This window comes from Acinetobacter indicus (assembly GCF_009914475.1).
Lineage (GTDB): Bacteria > Pseudomonadota > Gammaproteobacteria > Pseudomonadales > Moraxellaceae > Acinetobacter > Acinetobacter indicus.
In genome coordinates this window covers 2,651,147-2,670,566 of record NZ_CP045198.1, presented here as the reverse complement: position 1 = coordinate 2,670,566, position 19,420 = coordinate 2,651,147, and the positions used below count along the sequence as shown (strand labels likewise).

General features: G+C 43.1%; 21 protein-coding genes. 4 read left to right on the top strand and 17 right to left on the bottom strand.

All coding sequences use genetic code 11. From position 1 onward, the window contains the following. Window positions 1–146 precede the first annotated feature (146 nt). The 11 genes from GA693_RS13170 to GA693_RS13120 all read right to left on the bottom strand — a co-directional run bounded on the left by GA693_RS13170 (window position 147) and on the right by GA693_RS13120 (window position 8,956). Window positions 147–629, bottom strand: a complete 483-nt coding sequence (locus GA693_RS13170; protein WP_005181435.1) for a DUF2846 domain-containing protein — start codon at window positions 627–629, stop codon at window positions 147–149. A 134-nt stretch (window positions 630–763) separates the two neighbouring features. Further along, on the bottom strand, window positions 764–1,183 hold the full coding sequence (locus tag GA693_RS13165; protein ID WP_005181432.1) for a F0F1 ATP synthase subunit epsilon: 420 nt from the start codon (window positions 1,181–1,183) through the stop codon (window positions 764–766). A gap of 26 nt (window positions 1,184–1,209) precedes the next feature. Continuing rightward, window positions 1,210–2,604: a F0F1 ATP synthase subunit beta gene (gene atpD, locus GA693_RS13160; RefSeq protein ID WP_104490036.1), complete on the bottom strand. Its 1,395-nt coding sequence runs from the start codon at window positions 2,602–2,604 to the stop codon at window positions 1,210–1,212. A gap of 26 nt (window positions 2,605–2,630) precedes the next feature. Then, the gene (atpG, locus tag GA693_RS13155; RefSeq protein WP_005181426.1) at window positions 2,631–3,500 is read right to left on the bottom strand and encodes a F0F1 ATP synthase subunit gamma; all 870 of its coding nucleotides are present in this window, start codon (window positions 3,498–3,500) and stop codon (window positions 2,631–2,633) included. A gap of 86 nt (window positions 3,501–3,586) precedes the next feature. Continuing rightward, window positions 3,587–5,131: a F0F1 ATP synthase subunit alpha gene (gene atpA, locus GA693_RS13150; RefSeq protein WP_005181412.1), complete on the bottom strand. Its 1,545-nt coding sequence runs from the start codon at window positions 5,129–5,131 to the stop codon at window positions 3,587–3,589. A gap of 46 nt (window positions 5,132–5,177) precedes the next feature. Continuing rightward, a complete protein-coding gene (locus GA693_RS13145; protein WP_075168156.1) occupies window positions 5,178–5,714 on the bottom strand; it encodes a F0F1 ATP synthase subunit delta in 537 nt (178 codons plus the stop codon). 12 nt (window positions 5,715–5,726) lie between these two features. Then, a complete protein-coding gene (locus GA693_RS13140) occupies window positions 5,727–6,197 on the bottom strand; it encodes a F0F1 ATP synthase subunit B (RefSeq protein WP_005181403.1) in 471 nt (156 codons plus the stop codon). 40 nt (window positions 6,198–6,237) lie between these two features. Continuing rightward, window positions 6,238–6,483 (bottom strand): F0F1 ATP synthase subunit C, encoded by a 246-nt coding sequence (gene atpE, locus GA693_RS13135; protein WP_000424060.1) that lies wholly within the window; start codon window positions 6,481–6,483, stop codon window positions 6,238–6,240. 86 nt (window positions 6,484–6,569) lie between these two features. Next, window positions 6,570–7,445, bottom strand: a complete 876-nt coding sequence (gene atpB / locus GA693_RS13130) for a F0F1 ATP synthase subunit A (RefSeq protein WP_004970145.1) — start codon at window positions 7,443–7,445, stop codon at window positions 6,570–6,572. A gap of 101 nt (window positions 7,446–7,546) precedes the next feature. Beyond that, window positions 7,547–7,945, bottom strand: coding sequence for an ATP synthase subunit I (locus GA693_RS13125; RefSeq protein ID WP_005181400.1), 399 nt, complete (start codon window positions 7,943–7,945; stop codon window positions 7,547–7,549). 171 nt (window positions 7,946–8,116) lie between these two features. Beyond that, window positions 8,117–8,956 carry a metal ABC transporter solute-binding protein, Zn/Mn family gene (locus GA693_RS13120; protein WP_016658982.1) on the bottom strand — a complete coding sequence of 280 codons (840 nt, stop codon included), beginning with the start codon at window positions 8,954–8,956 and terminating at the stop codon, window positions 8,117–8,119. 136 nt (window positions 8,957–9,092) lie between these two features. On the opposite strand from GA693_RS13120, the gene GA693_RS13115 reads away from it, so the two are divergent. From GA693_RS13115 to znuB, 3 genes are read left to right on the top strand one after another with little or no spacing between them, the layout of a single operon-like run. Continuing rightward, window positions 9,093–9,590, top strand: coding sequence for a transcriptional repressor (locus tag GA693_RS13115; protein WP_005181393.1), 498 nt, complete (start codon window positions 9,093–9,095; stop codon window positions 9,588–9,590). Further along, window positions 9,563–10,354 carry a zinc ABC transporter ATP-binding protein ZnuC gene (gene znuC, locus GA693_RS13110; protein WP_016658981.1) on the top strand — a complete coding sequence of 264 codons (792 nt, stop codon included), beginning with the start codon at window positions 9,563–9,565 and terminating at the stop codon, window positions 10,352–10,354. Before GA693_RS13115 ends, znuC begins: the two co-directional genes overlap by 28 nt. Before the next feature lie 3 nt (window positions 10,355–10,357). Beyond that, window positions 10,358–11,158 carry a zinc ABC transporter permease subunit ZnuB gene (znuB, locus tag GA693_RS13105; protein ID WP_016658980.1) on the top strand — a complete coding sequence of 267 codons (801 nt, stop codon included), beginning with the start codon at window positions 10,358–10,360 and terminating at the stop codon, window positions 11,156–11,158. Window positions 11,159–11,225: 67 nt separating this feature from the next. Here the strand turns inward: znuB and GA693_RS13100 are convergent, their stop codons facing one another. After that, entirely contained in the window at window positions 11,226–11,846 is a 621-nt protein-coding gene (locus tag GA693_RS13100; RefSeq protein ID WP_160241724.1) for a LysE family transporter, read from the bottom strand. Between the two features lie 158 nt (window positions 11,847–12,004). Between GA693_RS13100 and GA693_RS13095 the strand changes: the two genes are divergently transcribed. Beyond that, window positions 12,005–12,925, top strand: a complete 921-nt coding sequence (locus GA693_RS13095) for a Dyp-type peroxidase (protein ID WP_005181383.1) — start codon at window positions 12,005–12,007, stop codon at window positions 12,923–12,925. Between the two features lie 104 nt (window positions 12,926–13,029). Here the strand turns inward: GA693_RS13095 and GA693_RS13090 are convergent, their stop codons facing one another. The 5 genes from GA693_RS13090 to GA693_RS13070 form a co-directional block, all read right to left on the bottom strand. Then, window positions 13,030–13,530, bottom strand: coding sequence for a hypothetical protein (locus tag GA693_RS13090; protein ID WP_160241725.1), 501 nt, complete (start codon window positions 13,528–13,530; stop codon window positions 13,030–13,032). Continuing rightward, complete coding sequence (locus GA693_RS13085) at window positions 13,521–13,919, bottom strand: hypothetical protein (RefSeq protein ID WP_160241726.1); 399 nt, start codon at window positions 13,917–13,919, stop codon at window positions 13,521–13,523. The genes GA693_RS13090 and GA693_RS13085 overlap by 10 nt, the downstream gene beginning before the upstream one ends. Window positions 13,920–14,076: 157 nt before the next feature. Continuing rightward, entirely contained in the window at window positions 14,077–14,781 is a 705-nt protein-coding gene (locus tag GA693_RS13080; protein WP_160241727.1) for a hypothetical protein, read from the bottom strand. Beyond that, complete coding sequence (locus GA693_RS13075; RefSeq protein ID WP_160241728.1) at window positions 14,768–16,378, bottom strand: glycoside hydrolase family 19 protein; 1,611 nt, start codon at window positions 16,376–16,378, stop codon at window positions 14,768–14,770. Before GA693_RS13075 ends, GA693_RS13080 begins: the two co-directional genes overlap by 14 nt. Then, a complete protein-coding gene (locus GA693_RS13070) occupies window positions 16,375–19,269 on the bottom strand; it encodes a type VI secretion system Vgr family protein (protein WP_160241729.1) in 2,895 nt (964 codons plus the stop codon). Before GA693_RS13070 ends, GA693_RS13075 begins: the two co-directional genes overlap by 4 nt. Between the last annotated feature and the right edge of the window lie 151 nt (window positions 19,270–19,420).

The window sequence follows — 19,420 nt, the reverse complement described above, 5'->3', positions numbered from 1 at the left end:
TGAAAAAATTAAACAATGAAATTATCAGAGTTTGGAAAAATGGATATAGAGCTGGGTTAAGTAAAGATGAATGAAAGTCTTTAGATCAAAAGCAAGTGTTTGCGATTTACACCTTGCAGCAACCGCAAACACAGATGTGGAAATTATTATTTAGGAAGTTGAATAGAAGGCTTAGAACATTTGCCGCCTACTGCCAAACTGTATTTTTCAATCGCCTGTTGACCTTCAGTCTCATCAACCAATTTTACGTTTGCACCACCAACAAATACACCTGGTTTAATGTATTGTTGAACATAATAGTTTTTCCCACTTTGTGTAGTTACGTTCAGGTGATTAGGAGAAAACTCTGATTCTGTAGACACAATATGTGTTTTACCACCTTCTACCTCTGTATAAAAATAAACACCACGTGCAGTTTCACCCAGGCACTCACCATTAACCCAAATATCTTTCTTGAGTCCCGCACCTACAACGCTATTCGAGCGGTACACATAGATTCCTGCTTGACCTGCTTGTGGCGCTTGAATCTTTTTTTGTTGCTGCACTGCTTGTGGATCTGCTTTCGGAACCGAAGCACAACCAACAAAACCTAATGATAATAATAGCGGTAAAATAATTTTATTTGACACCCCAAATTCCCCTTATTTATTTTGTAAGAGGATGAAATATAACAATATATAAGTTATTTACTAATACATTGCATTAAATAGTATTCATAAAAAAACCACCCTTTCGGGTGGTTTTTTCAATCTTAAACCAGCAATTACATTGCGCGGTTTTTGATTTTGCGGATCGTTTCCAACTGTGCAGCAGTTTCTGCCAAAGCAGCCAAAGCAGCAGCAGCGTCCAAATCGCTCTTTTGATTCGCCAGCAATTGTTCAGCGTGTTTACGCGCTTCAATAATTGCCGCTTCATCCAAGTTTTCTGCACGGACTGCAGTATCTGCAAGAACCGTAACAACGTGCGGTTGAACTTCTAGAACACCACCAGATACATAGATTAATTCTTCTGTACCATTTTCCAAAATAACGCGGATCGCGCCAGGTTGGAGCAAAGTTACCAGCGGAGCGTGGCCAGGCATAATACCCAACTCACCGCCAGCACCTTTTGCAATTAGCATAGTTACAGTGCCAGAGTACAAAGACTCCTGAACACTTACAACGTCACATTGCATAGTCGCCATGAGAACCTCCTAAATTAGGTAGCTAATTAAAGTTTCTCGGCTTTAGCAATCACTTCGTCAATACCACCAACCATATAGAACGCTTGTTCTGGGATGTGATCGTATTCACCAGCTAGAAGACCTTTAAAGCCACGAATCGTTTCTTTAAGCGGTACAAGTTTACCAGGCGCGCCAGTAAATACTTCAGCTACGTGGAACGGTTGAGAGAAGAAACGTTGGATCTTACGTGCACGGTATACAGTAAGTTTGTCTTCTTCTGACAATTCGTCCATACCAAGAATTGCGATAATGTCTTTCAATTCTTTATAACGTTGAAGAACGTTTTGAACTGAACGAGCGATTTCGTAATGCTCAGTACCAACTACCAGTGGATCTAACTGACGTGAAGTAGAGTCAAGTGGATCGATCGCAGGGTAAATACCTTGAGAAGCGATGTCACGGCTCAATACAACAGTTGCGTCCAAGTGAGCGAACGTTGTAGCAGGCGATGGATCTGTTAAGTCATCGGCAGGTACGTATACCGCTTGGATAGACGTAATCGAACCAGACTTAGTTGATGTAATACGTTCTTGAAGAACACCCATCTCTTCTGCAAGTGTAGGCTGATAACCTACTGCAGATGGCATACGGCCTAGAAGTGCTGATACTTCAGTACCTGCTAGTGTATAACGGTAGATGTTGTCAACGAACAATAATACGTCACGGCCTTTACCGTTTTCGTCTTTTTGATCACGGAAGTACTCAGCCATAGTCAGACCAGTCAACGCTACGCGTAAACGGTTACCAGGTGGCTCGTTCATCTGACCGTAGACCATTGCTACTTTGTCTAGAACGTTAGAGTCTTTCATCTCGTGATAGAAGTCGTTACCTTCACGAGTACGCTCACCAACACCAGCGAATACAGATAAACCTGAGTGCGCTTTAGCGATGTTGTTGATCAACTCCATCATGTTTACAGTTTTACCAACACCGGCACCACCGAACAGACCAACTTTACCACCTTTCGCGAACGGGCAAAGTAAGTCAATGACTTTAATACCAGTTTCTAGAAGGTCAGTAGAAGCCGCTTGTTCTGCATAAGAAGGCGCTTGACGGTGAATTGGTAAACGCTCTTCAGTTGCAACTGGACCAGCTTCGTCGATAGGGCGACCAAGAACGTCCATGATACGACCAAGTGTCGCTGTACCTACTGGTACAGAGATCGGCGCGTTAGTGTTAGTTACGTTCAAACCACGTTTAAGACCTTCAGTAGATCCCATCGCAATTGTACGTACAACGCCGTCACCAAGTTGTTGCTGAACTTCTAAAGTAGTTTCAGTGCCATCAACGTGAAGAGCGTCATAGATCTTAGGAACGCTGTTGCGTTCAAACTCGACGTCGATAACCGCGCCGATGATCTGAATGATACGACCGCTACTCATTGCTGTCTCCTCAATTCAAAATAATGTTAAACGGCAGCGGCACCACCAACGATCTCAGAAATTTCCTGAGTAATCGCGGCTTGACGCAGCTTGTTATAAATAAGTTGTAGGTTCTTGATAAGCTCACCTGCGTTATCTGTCGCAGCTTTCATTGCGACCATACGTGCAGATTGCTCACAAGCGATGTTTTCAATCACACCTTGATACACCACAGACTCAATATAACGAACCAATAAACCATTCAGCAGTTCTTCTGCTTCTGGTTCATAAATATAGTCCCAACCGTATTGACGGTTCAGGGTCTTGTCTTCTTCAGCAGCTGCTAAAGGAACAAGCTGTTCGATTTTTTGATTTTGAGTCATGGCATTGACAAAGCCGTTGGACACCAGATAAATACGATCTAACTCGCCTTTATCATAAGCGTCTAACATCACCTGTACAGAACCAGATAACTGTTCAAGACTTGGTGTATCACCTACGTTTGTAGTTGCACCTAGTACTTTACCGCCGTAGTTTTTAAAAAACGAAACCGCTTTTTGACCAATTAAAGCAAATTGAACTTCAATTGACTGCTCTTGTTGCTGTTGTACGTGTTTGACCACTTTTTTGAACAGGTTAATGTTCAAACCGCCTGCCAAACCACGATCTGAAGAAACAATGATATAGCCAACGCGCTTCACAGGACGCTCAACCATATAACGGTGTTTATATTCAGGATTCGCTTGTACCAAATGAGCAATTACACGGTGCATATTTTCGGCATACGGACGGCCTTGAGCCATGCGCTCTTGCGCACGACGCATCTTAGAAGCAGCTACCATTTGCATCGCTCGAGTAATCTTCTGCGTGCTCTTGATGCTAGCTACTTTGGCGCGAATTTCTTTTAAGTTTGCCATACGCTTAACCTAGTATTCGAAGGCCCTTTCGAGCCCTCGAAGGTTGATCCGTGAACCAAACCAACACTAATTAGCAAAGTGCTAAATTAGTAAGTTTGAGTCGCTTTAAAGCTTTCAATACCTGCTTTGATTGCAGCTTCGATGTCTTTGTTGTAATCACCAGTTTCATCGATTTGTTGCATTAACGCAGCGTGCTCTGAACGGAAGTAAGAAATTAACGCAGCATCAAAGTCTACGATTTTCTTCACTTCAACGTCAGCCATGTAGCCTTCGTTAGATGCATAAACTGAAACAGCCTGGTCAGCAATTGAGTAAGGCGCATATTGTTTCTGCTTCATTAACTCAGTTACGCGTTGACCATGTTCAAGTTGCTTACGAGTTGCTTCGTCAAGGTCAGAAGCGAACTGAGCAAACGCTGCCAATTCACGGTATTGCGCCAAAGCGGTACGGATACCACCAGACAATTTTTTGATGATCTTCGTTTGAGCCGAACCACCAACACGCGATACAGAAATACCGGCGTTCACCGCAGGACGAATACCCGCGTTGAATAATGATGTTTCAAGGAAGATCTGACCATCAGTAATCGAAATTACGTTAGTCGGTACGAATGCAGATACGTCACCTGCTTGAGTTTCAATAATCGGCAATGCAGTTAATGAACCAGTTTGGCCTTTAACTTCACCGTTAGTGAATTTCTCAACATAGTCAGCAGATACGCGAGAAGCACGTTCAAGTAGACGAGAATGTAGATAGAATACGTCACCTGGGTAAGCTTCACGACCTGGTGGACGACGAAGAAGCAATGAAATTTGACGGTAAGCAACAGCTTGCTTAGACAAATCATCATAAATAATTAACGCGTCTTCACCACGATCACGGAAGTATTCGCCCATTGTACAGCCAGCATAAGGCGCCAGATACAGCATTGCTGCTGGATCAGCTGCAGCTGCTGCTACAACAGTGGTATACGCCATAGCGCCAGTTTCTTCCAGCTTGCGTACTACGTTCGCGATAGTCGATTGTTTTTGACCAATTGCTACGTATACACACTTAATGCCAGAGTTTTTCTGAGCGATGATCGCATCGATCGCCATAGCTGTTTTACCAGTCTGACGGTCACCAATGATCAACTCACGCTGACCACGGCCAACTGGGATCATTGTATCTACTGATTTATAACCAGTTTGTACAGGTTGATCCACTGATTGACGCCAAATTACGCCTGGTGCTACTTTTTCTACAGCATCAGTTAATTTCGCATCAATTGGGCCTTTACCATCAATTGGGTTACCCAAAGCATCTACGACACGGCCTAAAAGTTCTGGACCAACCGGAACTTCTAATACACGACCTGTACAACGAGCTTTTTGACCTTCTTGAAGGCCTAAGTAGTTACCTAAAACAACGACGCCCACTGAATCCTGTTCTAGGTTCAGTGCCATACCGTATAAGCCGCCGTCGAATTCGATCATTTCACCGTACATTGCATCAGCAAGACCGTGAATGCGCACAATACCGTCGGATACCATAACAATGGTACCTTCGTTTTTAGCGGTCGCGCTGGTGTCCAGATCGCCGATACGCTGTTTAATGAGCGCACTGATCTCGGATGGATTCAGTTGTTGCATTGCGCTATACCTCAATCTTTTTAAAGTTCAGTCTTCTTATATGCAATTACGCAAGAAGACGAGTCCGCATTTTTTCAAGCTTGTTAAGCGCAGAATCATCTATCACTTGGTCGCCTGCACGAATAACAACACCCGCGATTAACGCCGGGTTGACTTCTACTGCAATAGAAACCGTGCTGTTGAAACGCTTTTCCAGCGCCGCTTTCAACACTTGTTCCTGGTCAGCAGACAATGGGAAAGCCGATTCAATTACGACGTCCACATTGTTGTTATTCTGTGATTTGAGCTGTTCATATTCTGCTTGAATTTCAGGCATTAAAGACAAACGATCATTTTCAGCAAGCAAAGTCAAAAAGTTTGACAATGCTGCAGTCTGGTCTTCACCTAAAACTTTTGCAAAAACACTCACCTGCTCTGCAGGAGTAAGCTCAGGGCGATTTAAGTAAGCTGAAAATGCTTCGTCTTGTACCGCAGCACTGAGCAATGCTAGTGCTTGTGACCAACTGTCAGTTGCACTTTGCTCAGAGGCATAAGCATATGCTGCTTTCGCATATGGGCGTGCCAACGTCAAGAGTTCAGCCATATTTCGCCTCGCTTAAAGTTTAGCAGCCAGCTGGTTCAGCATGGCATTGTGAGCTTCTGCGTCAACTTGCTGGCTAAGAATTTTCTCAGCACCGGCAACTGCCAAAGCAGCGACTTGTTGACGTAATTCTTCGCGAGCAGCATTGATTTCAGTATCAACAGCTTCTTTCGCCTGTTGACGGATACGCTCACCTTCAGCAGATGCTTGAGTACGCGCTTCTTCGACCAATTGTGCTGCACGACGGTTCGCTTGTTCGATCAATTGAGCCGCTTGTGCTTTCGCTGCGTCTAGCTCTGCCTTAACTTGTGCTTGCGCATCAGCAAGGTCAGCTTTTGCTTTTTCAGCAGCATTTAAGCCATCAGCGATGCGACGCTGACGCTCACTAATCGCATTGATTAGTGGTGGCCATACAAACTTCATGCAGAATGCGACGAAAATCGCAAATGCAATCGCTTGGCCAATCAATGTGAGGTTGATATTCATTGCTATTCCTCAAATAGTGGATTTTTGGGAATTAAGCTGATTAACCTACAAATGGATTAGCGAAGATGAAGAACAAGCCAATACCAACACCGATCATAGGCACAGCATCAAGAAGACCCGCGATTAAGAACATACGAGTTTGAAGTTGTGGAGCCAATTCTGGCTGACGTGCAACAGCTTCAAGGAAGCGACCGCCCAAAAGACCAAAACCAATCGCAGTACCTAAAGCACCGAAAGCGATCAAGATAGCAGATGCAATTGCAACTAGACCTAAAGTGAGTTCCATGAAAAATTCCTCAGAGGTTAGGTTTTATACCAAATTAAGTTAAAAAATTGTGTGCCCAACCGCCCGATGACAGTTAGGCCATACCATTAATGCTTTTCGCTTGCCATGCTCATGTACACGATTGTCAACATCATGAAAATGAATGCTTGTAGCGTAATAATCAAAATGTGGAAAATCGCCCAAGGCACAGACAATGCCCACTGGATCCAGAACGGTAATAACGCGATAAGAATGAAGATTAACTCACCCGCATACATGTTACCGAACAGTCGTAGAGCCAATGAAACTGGTCGCGCCAAGAAAGTAGTCAATTCCAACAATAAGTTGAATGGAATTAAAAGCACTTTAGCAACTGGATTACTTGGGTTAAATGGGTTAAGTGCCAACTCACCAACGAAGCCGCCAACACCTTTCTCACGAATACTATAGAAAATAATTAAGAAGAATACAGAAATAGACATACCTAAGGTAATGTTTGGATCTGTAGTCGGAACAATTTTAAAGTAAACCTGATGAGGGTCCACACCCAGCATAGATGCAATCGCCTGTTGAGCTACATAAGGAATAAAGTCAACAGGGATTAAATCCATCAAGTTCATGAGGAAAATCCACACGAAAATGGTTAATGCTAAGGGTGCAATTAATCGAGACTTCCCATGGAAGGTATCACGTACACTTGAATCTACAAACTCGATAATCACTTCAATTACTGACTGGAATTTACCAGGCACGCCTGAATTTGCAGCTTTCGCGACAATCCAGAACAATAAACAGAAGATCAGACCAAGTCCGATAGACCAACCCATTGAATCCAAGTGAATAGCAGTGAACCCCATCTGTTGAGCTTCTTCAGCAGACTCAGCCAACTTCCATGAACCGTCTGGCATTTTGCCGTACGTCATGTTGGTCAAGTGATGCTTGATATACTCGGTCGAAGTAAGGGCATGTTCTTCAGCAGCCATAAATCACACCTGGTCAATGTCAAAAACAAAAGAGGGAACGAATATCGCGTGCTGCTTGATATCTCGCTCATCTCCTAAAAACTTTTCAATTTTTGCTGCGCCTATACTCGTTTTTGTAGACGTGACACCCAAAACGGAGCGACCCACGACATGGCCTGAACGAGAATAAAACCACAAAACAATGCAACCGGAGACAACGGCTCGACATTGCTTAAAATTAAAATGAATCCTACGATCACAATCGCAAACTTACCGAGCATGCCCCTATACATGTTCGACAGAACTTGTTTAGATGCTCTCGCGCCTGCTGCGCGGAACGACTGCCAGGAAAAATAACAACTTGCAACCCAACATACCAATGCACCAAGTGCGGCACTCAAGGCGGCTGTAGCATCTTTGAATATCCAGGCAATCAATGCAGCAACAGGTATCATGAATGCTTGCAAGAAGACCAAAGCTTTCGCTAATCGTCGGTCAATCAAGCGACTAGTTCGGCTCATTTACTTTCCACTCACAGCATAAATGCTTGACAAGTTTAACTGATGATCGTTTTTTATCGCAGGCATTATAGAGTTACACCCCTGAACATGCAATCTTTTCCCGATCTTAGTCGTATTTTTTTGCACAACTGTAACCGTATTGTCATAATTCAAATTTGCCGCCAAAACGCGCTATTTTTGCGCATTTATTACACATTTTTGCGTTTGGGTAGCCAATTTCTGCCAGGCCTGCACAAAGTCCCCTGCCCCACTCATACTTTCGTCGACCATTTGAAACACAATCGGATTCAGGCGCTGATACTGGCTCTTGCTGGCATGACCTTCGGCCAGTAAACACATTTTCGTGTTTGGACGATGATCATTCATATATTTAATTTGCGCCACCGTCGGAGCGACATGCGGATCATGGGTCAGTGCGCCGGCAAACTTCAGGTTCAGCGGACGTTCCAGATATTGATAGGCATCATGATAAGACCAGTAGGCTTTGGCCGAGGCTTTGCTTTTAAACTTGTCTGCGGTCAGGAGCAGCTCTTGGGCAAAGGCACGGGCATTGGCCCAGTACTGTTCACGCTGCTCAGGCACCTGCTGGGAACGCAAGGCCGCAATAAAAAAGCCAATACGAATGGCATTGTTCGGATCAAGCCAGACATGCGAGTCGACCGTATCTTTTAATGCTGCACCACGAGGGCTACGCTGTGGTAGCGTTTGCAAAATGCCAGAATCTAGCAATGAAATAGCTTTGCTCTGATTGCTGAACAGTTTTTCTAGAGGCGCTTCATGCGCTTTGCCCAGCCAGATCACCAGACCTGCATCCTGAATGGTCTTGCGATGTGCAGGAGTCAAACTGACATCATGTCCGGTCTGGTCGGCCAATAATAAGGTCGGGGTTTCTATGCCTTGTGTAATTTCCTTGGCAATCAGATAAATCGGCTGTGTCGAAATAACAAGACTTTGAGACCAACTCAAGGTACTGAACAAAGCCAGAGCACAGAAGGCGAAAAAACGGGACATGAGCGCAAAATCATAAAACAGGATAGATGTTATATTATAACAAAATAACAAAAATACCTATGTATAATCGAATCTGACTATACTTCATGTTAAAATTTAATGTCCGATTTTCCTCCTACATTTCCTTGGGGTAGCTATGAGCTTATGTTCTCATGAACATCATGATGCATTACATGGCGTGCACGACCATCAAAATATTGAGCAGCGTCTTGCTGAAGCCGAAAGTCTCTGTGCCGCCACAGGTGCTCGCCTGACCCCACTTCGTCGTGAAGTGCTGGAACTGATTTTAAATGCCTCGGGCCCGATGGGGGCATACGACCTGCTGGCCAAAATTAAAAGTGAGTCAGATCGTCCGGCGGCACCACCAACCGTGTACCGCACCCTCGACTTTTTATTAGAAAAAGGGCTGATTCACCGTTTAACTTCTATTAATGCCTATATTCCCTGCTGCCATCCGCGCGAAGGCCATCAGGCGGCGTTTTTAATTTGCACCGAATGCAAAGTGGTCAAAGAAGCTTCTGCGCAGGGTTTACTGCAGCAACTGGCAGAGCTGTCGGCTTCGGACCACTTCACCGCCCATCACAGTATTATCGAGATTTCTGGTTTATGTCAGCACTGCGCCAGCAAACGCTAAGTCCTGCGCCGCTGATTCGCCTTGAACAGATTCAAGTCCGGATTGATGAGCGTGATATTTTAAAACAGGTCGATTTCTCTTTGCATGAGAAAGAAATTGTCACGCTCATTGGTCCGAATGGTGCCGGCAAATCGACGCTGATTAAAGTCATGCTCGGTATTGTCAAACCCACGGCTGGCAAAGTACTGGCCGATAAAAAACTAAAATTTTCCTATGTGCCGCAGAAATTCAATCCTTCACACAGCTTGCCGTTAAGGGTCAAGGATCTGCTGGCTTTAGAAAAATGTAGCAGCACGTTAAAAGCAGAAATTATCCGCGATACCGGTATTGCCAAGCTGGAAAATTCCAAAGTGCAGCAATTGTCAGGTGGTGAACGGCAGCGGGTATTACTGGCCCGCGCCTTATTGCGCCAACCCGATGTGCTGGTGCTGGATGAACCAATGCAGGGGCTGGATATCCAGTCGGAAGCCGAGCTGTATGACTATGTGCGTAGCCTACCAGAAAAATATGGCTGTGCCGTGCTGATGGTCTCACATGATCTGCAATGGGTCATGCAAGGCACGCATCGGGTGGTATGTTTAAATAAACACATTTGCTGTAGCGGCTTGCCCGAAAGCGTGCAGCAGCATCCGGAATATCAGGCCATTTTTGGCACCAACCGGGTGTTCTATCAGCATCATCATGATCATTGTGCGCATGGCGACCATGCCGAGCCGTGTCAGCATGATTCCCGTCCCCATATTCACCCTGAACCGGAAGTCTAAACCATGATGGATTGGTTATCGTTATTACTTCCGGCCTGGATCATGGGCACTTTACTGGTGTTTCTGACCGCGCCACTCGGCTGTCTGATGCTGTGGCGCCGGATGTCTTTTTTTGCCGATACCATGGCACATGGCACCTTATTAGGCGTGGCCATTGCCGGCGCCTTGAGCTTACCGCTGTGGATGGGCGTTACATTTTTAGCCTTATTACTGGTTGGTATTCTTTGGATTCTGCATGATCCGCGCTTACCGAATGATGCCCTGCTGGCCTTATGCTCTGCGACCCTGCTCTGCTCCGGTCTACTGTTTATCCAGCACATTCCAAGCCTGCGCCCGGAACTGCTCAGCTACCTGTTTGGTGATCTGCTCACGATCTCCTGGGCTGATTTACCCATCTTTGCGCTGGTGATTGTCGGTGCACTGCTGGTTCTATATAAGTATTGGCAAGCCCAGATTCAGATTGCCATTGATCCGGATATTGCTGCCAGTGAAGGTATTCATGCCCAGTGGCAACGTCTGATTTTTATGTTGCTGCTGGCCCTGTTTACGGTTCTGGCATTACGCGCGGTCGGCTCGCTATTGATGGGTGCGCTGCTGGTGATTCCGGCGCTCACGGCACGACTGCTGGCGCATTCTCCGAAACAGATGGTGATTTGGGCTTTTGTGATTGCACAAATTGGGGTAACGGTTGGTTTATGGTCCAGCGCCGGCTTAAATACCTCGACCGGTCTGACTATTGTGCTGACCATGGCGGTGATTTTTGCCCTGATCTTTACCATGCAGAAATTTAAAAAACTGGCCTAAACAATCAACCGAAAAGTTCCATCTAGCCCTCTCCTCTTTATCATTGAGAGGGGAAAATCAACATCTATTACTGATGCACCAGACTTAATAAAAATGCAGCACCAGCAAACAGACTGGCAAACGTCCGGTTCATGACTTTCTGCTGACGCGGTGACTTTAACAATCTTAAAACCTTAGCTGCCAGGCCGGTATAGCCCGCCATCACAATCAGATCAATCGTAATCATGGTTGCTGCCATAATCAGATATTGAATCCACTGCGGTTTGGATAAATCCAGAAATTGTGGCAAGACAGCCAGCAAAAATACAATCGCTTTCGGATTGCTCATATTCACCAGAAAACCGTTCAGCAGCAGTCGTCTAGCTGATTTCTGTGGTAAATCCTGCCGGATTTCAATCGAGTGTACCGGCGCTTTCCATTGCAGATAGGCCAGATACAGCAGATACGCTACCCCGAACCATTTCACTGCCAGAAAAGCCCAAGGCGTGGTCGCAAATAGCACGCCCGCGCCGGCCGCCACAATCGCAATCTGTACCAGCAGCGCCAGTTGCAGCCCGATGGCATTCCAGTAACCATGACGAAAACCGTAATTCAGCCCACTCGACATCGAGGCAATCGCACCTGCGCCCGGCGACACACTAATCACCCAACAGGCCAGCATATAGGCCAGCCAAATCTGATAAGACATGGTAATTCACCACAAAAATGACAGATTATTATATGACGATTCATCTTTTAAGTGCGCAGTAAAGAGGCAATAAAAATCTGATCCAGAGACTGTTAAGCTGCTACCGGTTCAGGCACAATAGTTTTAGTGATTGATTATTAAAAACTTAGGAGCCATGAATGACAGCTCAATCTGTAATCTTGCCATTACCTTCAGATCATGCCCGTTTTATTGTTTTACGTTTAAAAGATTTAACTCTTGAGCAATTAAAAGAAAAATTAGCTGATCTTTTTAATACCCGTGATCGCCTGATTACCCAGCATCCTCATGCACAAATTAAAACTGCCGTGGCCTTTGGACCTGAACTTTGGGCACAACTGTACTCCCAAACTCCAGCTGGCTTTAAGCAGTTACAACCGATTGAAGGCGCATTCCAGATGCCTGTCGTACCGGCAGATGTACTCATTCATATTGCCAGTGCCCGTGCGGATATCTGTTTTGCCCTGAGCCAGTCTTTCTTTGAGGGTATTCAGGATCAGGTTGATGTTCTGGATGAGCGGGTCTGCTTCCGCTATTTTGATGGCCGCGACATGACCGGCTTTATTGATGGCACAGAAAACCCGCAATTCCCGGATGACCGTGCTGAAGTCGCTTTACTGGGCGAAGATGCCGGCATTTTTGAAGATGGTTCCTTTGTCTTTGCCCAGCGTTATGCACATGATTTAGATAAATGGAAACGTCTGAAAGTCGATGCACAAGAACAAGTGATGGGTCGCACCAAACTTGAGTCGATTGAGCTGGATGATGAGGTGAAACCTGACAATGCCCACGTCGCCCGTACCGTGGTTGAAGATGATGAAGGTGAAGAAATGGAAATTCTGCGTCATTCCCTACCGTATGGGGATGGGCAAGGTGACCAAGGCTTATTCTTTATTGCCTATACCAAGGATTTAACCATTCTGGATGCGATGCTTGAGCGTATGTTTGGCACCTCGGGGGATGGTATTCATGACCGTTTACTGCATTTTGTGACCGCTTTAGATGGTGCTTACTACTTCGCTCCAAGTGAAGAGTTGCTGGAAACAGTGCTGGAAGGATAATTTATAAAGCCGACGAGAGTCGGCTTTTACCATTCAGAAAAAAGATGAACTATAACCAGAATACTAAAAGGACTCATAGCTATTTATTTTTATATTTCCTAAATTTATCTACACTTTAAAACTGCATCATTTGGGAATAAATTCAAATAAAATTCAAAATTTTTATTGATATCAATATTCTTATGACCTAATACGGTTTCCTTATTTATTAACTGAAGCTCATTTGAAATAACATGTTCATCCTTGTACTCTGCCATCAACTCTGTCAGCTCTTTATCCTCTGCAGTTCTATAGTCTACAATTCCACCCTCATATTTATAAATAAAATGATTAGTTTCTACTAAACTTAATAGGCTAAATTTAAAATTATAAACCTCCTTCCCATAACTACTTAATAGCTCAACATGAAGTCGGCAAAAATTATTTTTTTTTGATAATTTAGCAATACCTCCTTGATCGCTTAATTGCAAATCAACAAGATTCAATTCAAAGATTTTCTCATCTGCAATAGTATTCTGATCCACTTCAGCTGAACGACTAATTTCTGAAGAGCCACATCCAAATAAAGTTATAAAAATACAACTCAAGAAAATTTTCAAAAACATTCAATTCCCTTTAATTTTACTTTTTTATTCTCGAATTTAGTGACTTTTCTAGTATTTTTATTTGTATAAGCCACTTCATAAAGTAAATATCCTTGGGACATAAAACGATATTTCCCAGTGATTTTACCATCTATAATTTCATTCATTGAACGATAGATTTCTGGCTGAGCATTATCACCCATATCTACTTCTTCTATTTCATAGGGGTCTGAAAGATTTATATCTCTCATATAGGGGAAATATTTAATTTTTTTGACTTGAAGATAGTAAATAGGAACTAATAATATTGATTTTTTACCATCTGATAAGCAATAAAATTCATGACTAGAGTGAGCCAATGAATATGATGATAATAAAATGATAAAAATTAATACATAAATATTTTTCATAATTTTTCAACCTTATCATTTATTACCTTATAGTAATAGAGTTCCTCTCCTCCTTAAGGAGAAAACTAGAATAGGGAATTTTCAATTAATTACAATTCTTATTGATAATTCTTGAACTTATAAATTTCTTTAATTCATAAAATTTTAAAATGAAAAATCACAAAATATCAGATATCAATATATAACCTTTTACTACTTTCCCACTCATACTTAAATATTCAATATTTAAGTAAAATTCATCTTTATTTTTTACAATATTTTTTATCCTTACAATATCCCCATTAATTAAATAAGATCTTTTCTTATTAAAATATTGATCAAATAAAAAAGCCTTTCTTGAGGATACTTCAACTTTCTCGACTATTTTACCTAAGTCACTCTTCAATACATAAATATTATTAGGATTTGAAAAAAAAGTAGTTAAATTTAAGTTTGGAGCTAAAGTCCTCCATTCTTCTTTCAATATATATTTCCCAGACTCTAAAAGATATATTCTTTTATAGCTTATTGCTCCATCTTTAAACCTTTCAATAATTCTATTTTTTTTAAATTCTGGATCGTATAATGGACTCAAATAAAACTCTTTTACCTCTTTAGAAGATATCTCAAAAATCCTGTATTGACCACTTGGGTTGCAATCCTCTGTGTAATTCACCACCAAATATTTATACTTACTATCATTTATTTCCTCTAACCAAAAACCATTTTTATTATAACAGTAGTCATTACCATTGAATAAATAAAATTTTTCTCCCCCTTTCCTATAGTAAATATTATTATCTTCTTTTACTAAAATATCTTTTGCTGACAAATTACCTGAAAAAATCAATAATAAAAAAATGAAAAATTTATTTAAAACCATTCCTTTTCTCCACTTCTCTCAATATTTTTATAAATAACTTCTTTCTTTCCAACATCCCATTATTTCCACCATTTATTCTCTTACTCACAGACTCAACTACTTTTAAATGATGACTATCACTATAGTTACTATTTAAATCTGGATACCCTTTATAAATTAAATTATCTGCATTTTTAAATATATTAAATGCCCATACAGAACTTTCCACTGCATGAAATAAGTCATCACAAATTAATTCTGGGTTACTAACTACATCTATTCCTGAGTAGTTTTTATATTTTTTATATGCACTTTTCCAAGTTAGCTGAATTAGACCTCTTCCTTTATACTTAGGACCATCTCCAAAAGATGTATTTCCTTCAGCTAAGATTTGATTTCTTCTTCGACATGCTCGACTATTTTTAACGTCACAAACAGATGGCGGAAAGTTAGATATATCATAATCTTTCCCACTAGCATATTCAATTAAGGTATTAAAGTGGTCACACTCATGATAAATTTGTGCTAAAAAATGACATAACATTAATTTATCTTTTAAATTATGTTTTCTAAGACTTTTATTCAACTCAGGAACAAACTCTTCTGGCGTAGTATTTTGTGTTGATCTCCCATTCATTACGCGATGAGAAAATAGTTTTCTAGAACCATAAACAGCTTTAAAAAAGCTTAACGAAATAATATCTTCTGAATCATTATCAATCCTGTTATCTAAATTAGGTTTATTCTCCTCTGTGGTTCCTTCAATAATATCAACATCTAGATGTAATTTAACAGCTTCCTCTTTAACTCTTTTGGCCACATAACTTACTGGATCTAAAGGCTTTCCATCTGGTTTGAGTACAGTAAATTGTAATCTCTGCCCAACCATACTTATTAACGGCAGTTTTCCATTGGAAATCGAATAAACCTTTTTCTTCCCGGTAGCTACAATTAACATCTCAATATTTGTTTTTTCAATAACGTAATTACTACCTTCACGATCTACAAGTGTTAGTGTAGAAGTACTTTTAAACTTTTCATAGGGTTCATCTAGTTGAATCAGAATAGGTTTTTCTGTGCCATTACCTGAATTAAGCGATCTTTTTAAAACAAACTCATCATTCGATGTTAAGGCTAAAAATTCAATATCACGATTAGCTGAAGAGAGGACTTCAACTCTTCCTTGATCATCTGTAATACGTTCAAAACTTTTCTTTCCCTTTGGCCGTGTTTGTATCGGAAAATGAGCCATAATCTTTCCATGAACATCAACCACTTGAAAAGGTGTTACCACCAAACCATTCTGAGAAATCGTACTATTCATTTGTCGATATTCTTCAATGGTGTTAGGTAACTGAATTTTTATAGGATGCTCTGAAGAGGAGAGTGTCGAAGAATTAATGACCTTCACCACAGTATAATCAGATGCCTTCGGTGGTTTTGCTAAAATTTCTACCATCCGATTAGGAGAAGCTTGAAAGACAAATAAGCCATCTGTATCTGTTTTCTTCAGATTCTCTCTCGATGAATTTTGATAACGTGATTTCACCTTCAGATTTCTGACATATCGTCCAGATTTATCATAAAACTTAGAGGTAATGGTCACCAGTTTACTCATGATTCAATATCCTCGTGTGTAGACACCTCATCCTCCTGATCTTCTTCTATTTCTTCGAGCAAATAATCAATCTGTTCATCACTCAATGCTCCACTCAAATGTGTATGCAAAGAGTTAAAGCCCAGTGCAATAAAGTCAGTTGACTGCGGCGTATAGAACCTAAAAGTACTCAATTGATGTTGTTCATTTAATATGGATTTATTGGTTTTCAGAAGCTTTCCATCAGTTTGATCAATCACAAAAATTTCTTTTTCTCCTGCAGATGAGCTATTCCATTGATAATTGATTTGATTACTAAACAATGTTGCCATCTGAGGTAAGCTCATCTTCGGTTCAACCACATTCTGTGGCTGTAAAAACAGATGCTGCCCTGCTTTCACCTCGAACTTGCCACCCGTGGTCGGTAACACGCCTGAACCACTAATCTCAATCTGACTTCCTCCAGCGACCAATATAATTTTTTTACTCGCCTTAACTTCAATCCTGTCTTCTGTGGAGATGACCTTCCCCCCTTTCCTGGCAATAAGATCTGCCCCATCACCCTGTGCCTGAATCTCAACCTTGCCTTTACCAGCATACAGACGTGCACCCTCTTGTGCTGCAAATAAACTTAGTTTCTGGCTGGCATGGGCAATCAGGGATTGCTGCGTACTCAGGTTAATACTCTCTCCGGCACTGTGGCTGATCTGACCATCCGCAGAGAGATGTACATCTTGCTGGCTACTCAACGCAATAGAGTTTGGTGCGCTGAGAATCATCAGTGCCTGTTTAAAAGCAGCGGCTTTGCTTTCATCCTGCTGTTCGATCTGTTCCAGGAAGTTCTTTAAGTTATCGAGAACTTCTAAAGGATCGGTCTGCTGGTTTTTGGCCACTTCACTTAGGGCAGTACTGTTGTTTAAGCTGCTTTCTAGCTGGCTCTTGGCTTCACTGGCATCGAGATGATTGCCTTCTGCCTGTGCCTGTGGATGGGTGGAAATCAGCAAGCCTTCTCCAGCACGGACTGCACCCCACTGATCGGTTCTCAGTTCAAAACCTTCACCACGACCGTCACTTTCGGCACTGGCTTTGGGATGGCTCAAGTTCCCTAGGTTCAGTTGGGTCGCGCCATGGCTGCTTTGCAGCTGGGCAGAAATCTGCTTCGGAGTATCATCAAAACGCAGCTGGTTAAAACCACTGCCTTCAATTTCCTGTGAGCGGATACCACTGAGTTTTTTGGTGTCGGGTAGCTGGCCTAGGGTATCAAAGCGGGTTGGCGAGCGTTCTGCTTCATGTAAACGCCCCACCACAAATGGCCGGTCGATGTTACCGTCGAAGAAGTCGATCACCACAATTTCATTAATCCGTGGCAGGAAACGTGCCCCGTAGCCTTCTCCGGCCCAAGGCGTCAGTACATCCACCCAGGCGGAATCGGTGTCATTGTCATTACTGCCGGCCCCGCCATCATGCTGATGGTCATCACTGCGGGTAAACAGGAAACGGACTTTGATTCGGCCCCATTCATCGACATGGATGCTTTCGCCAGCAGGACCGACTACCCGGGCGCGCTGTGGATGAGCCGCTGGGCGGTGCTGTAGTGGATGGTATTCCGGGACGGTGCGGATATTGCGACGTTGTAAGGTTAAGGTATTGCCTTGACGTTCATCCGGGTGTTGTTCGTGTTTAACATTAATATGGCTATGCCAGTGGCTCTGGCTGAGTAGCTGGTTGATCTGCTGATTGAGGTCTTTAGGTAAGTTGTTCTGGTTATAGAACTGTTTGCCGGTAATTAAGAATTCTTTGTCGGCTGCGCTGTGCTGGTCAATTTCCGGGTGTTCATTCAGTTCAAACCAGTAGCCAACCTGGGCATCACGGACGGTGGAATGGGCGCTGAAGTATTTGGATTGCAGGTCGTTGTAGTGGCTGAGGTTCTGGTTCAGTTTATCCAGCTGGTTGTTGGAAGAGGCTGTGGCCTGGTCTTCGCCATTTAAATCCTGCATCCAGGCCGGGCTGATCTGCCAGGCTTGTTCCAGGCTTAAGCTGGCATTGTCCTGATTGTGGCTGTGCTGGTGTTTGCTTTGTACAGAACCGGCGCCTTCTTCCTGGCTCAGGCTATCCGACTGCCAGCGCTGCAGATGTACGGCCGTCGGTTGCAGGCTGCGCTGGGCAATCAACTGGGTGATACTGTCTAATTGTTCGGTGGCACTGGAGCGATGAAAGCGGATACTGCGACGATTTAAGGCGCTGTACTGGTTGTTATCATCAATCAGGCGTAATTTCTGGGCCTGAAGCGGGCTGCTGGAATGTACGACCTGTAACTGGGCTTCATCAATCAGCCAGTTAATCCCTTCACTGCGCCAGAGCCGGGTCAAAAAGTCATAGTCGGTTTCATTGGACTGCATGATAAAGGGACGCACATCCAGTTCCTGGGTCAGTCCGGTTAAGTCCAGGGTCAGGCTGGCGGCAAAGAGCGGGCTTTTGTTCTGCCATTCTTTAAACAGAATCTCGCTGACTTCGCGTACGCTTTTATTCATAAACACGCGGCTATTACGGCGTTTATGCCAGAGTGCGGTTGGATCTTCTAGCGTAAGTTTATAGAGGGTGAGAGAGCCATCACTCTGGCCTTGCGCGGCTGCGGTGATAATACCGCTGCTGCGAAATAGCTGGCCCTGGTCAGTGACCTGATCGACGGCAACCTGCGCGCCGATAAACTGTTTTAACGGAATCTGCGCGTTGGTGGAGAGACAGATCAGTTCAGCACATAAGCCCTGATTGAGCTGGTGTTCACCGTCGATGCGCTGCAAGAAAACATCGGTATTTAAGGCAAGCTGAGAAAATTGAATATGGAGGGCGCGTTTTTGTGGGCTGAGGCCGGCCTGCTCCAAGGCAGTATGGATATGAACACGGGTTATCATTGTTATAAAAGCTATTGTTTTAATTTGCCCCGATTCTAAACAATGCTTATTTTTTAATCCAGTCTCCCGCTTTCATTTCGGGGCTACAAACCGCCTGTTTCCGACCAGTTGCGATCAACAGCTGCCCTAAAAAAAGGAGCCGAAGCTCCTT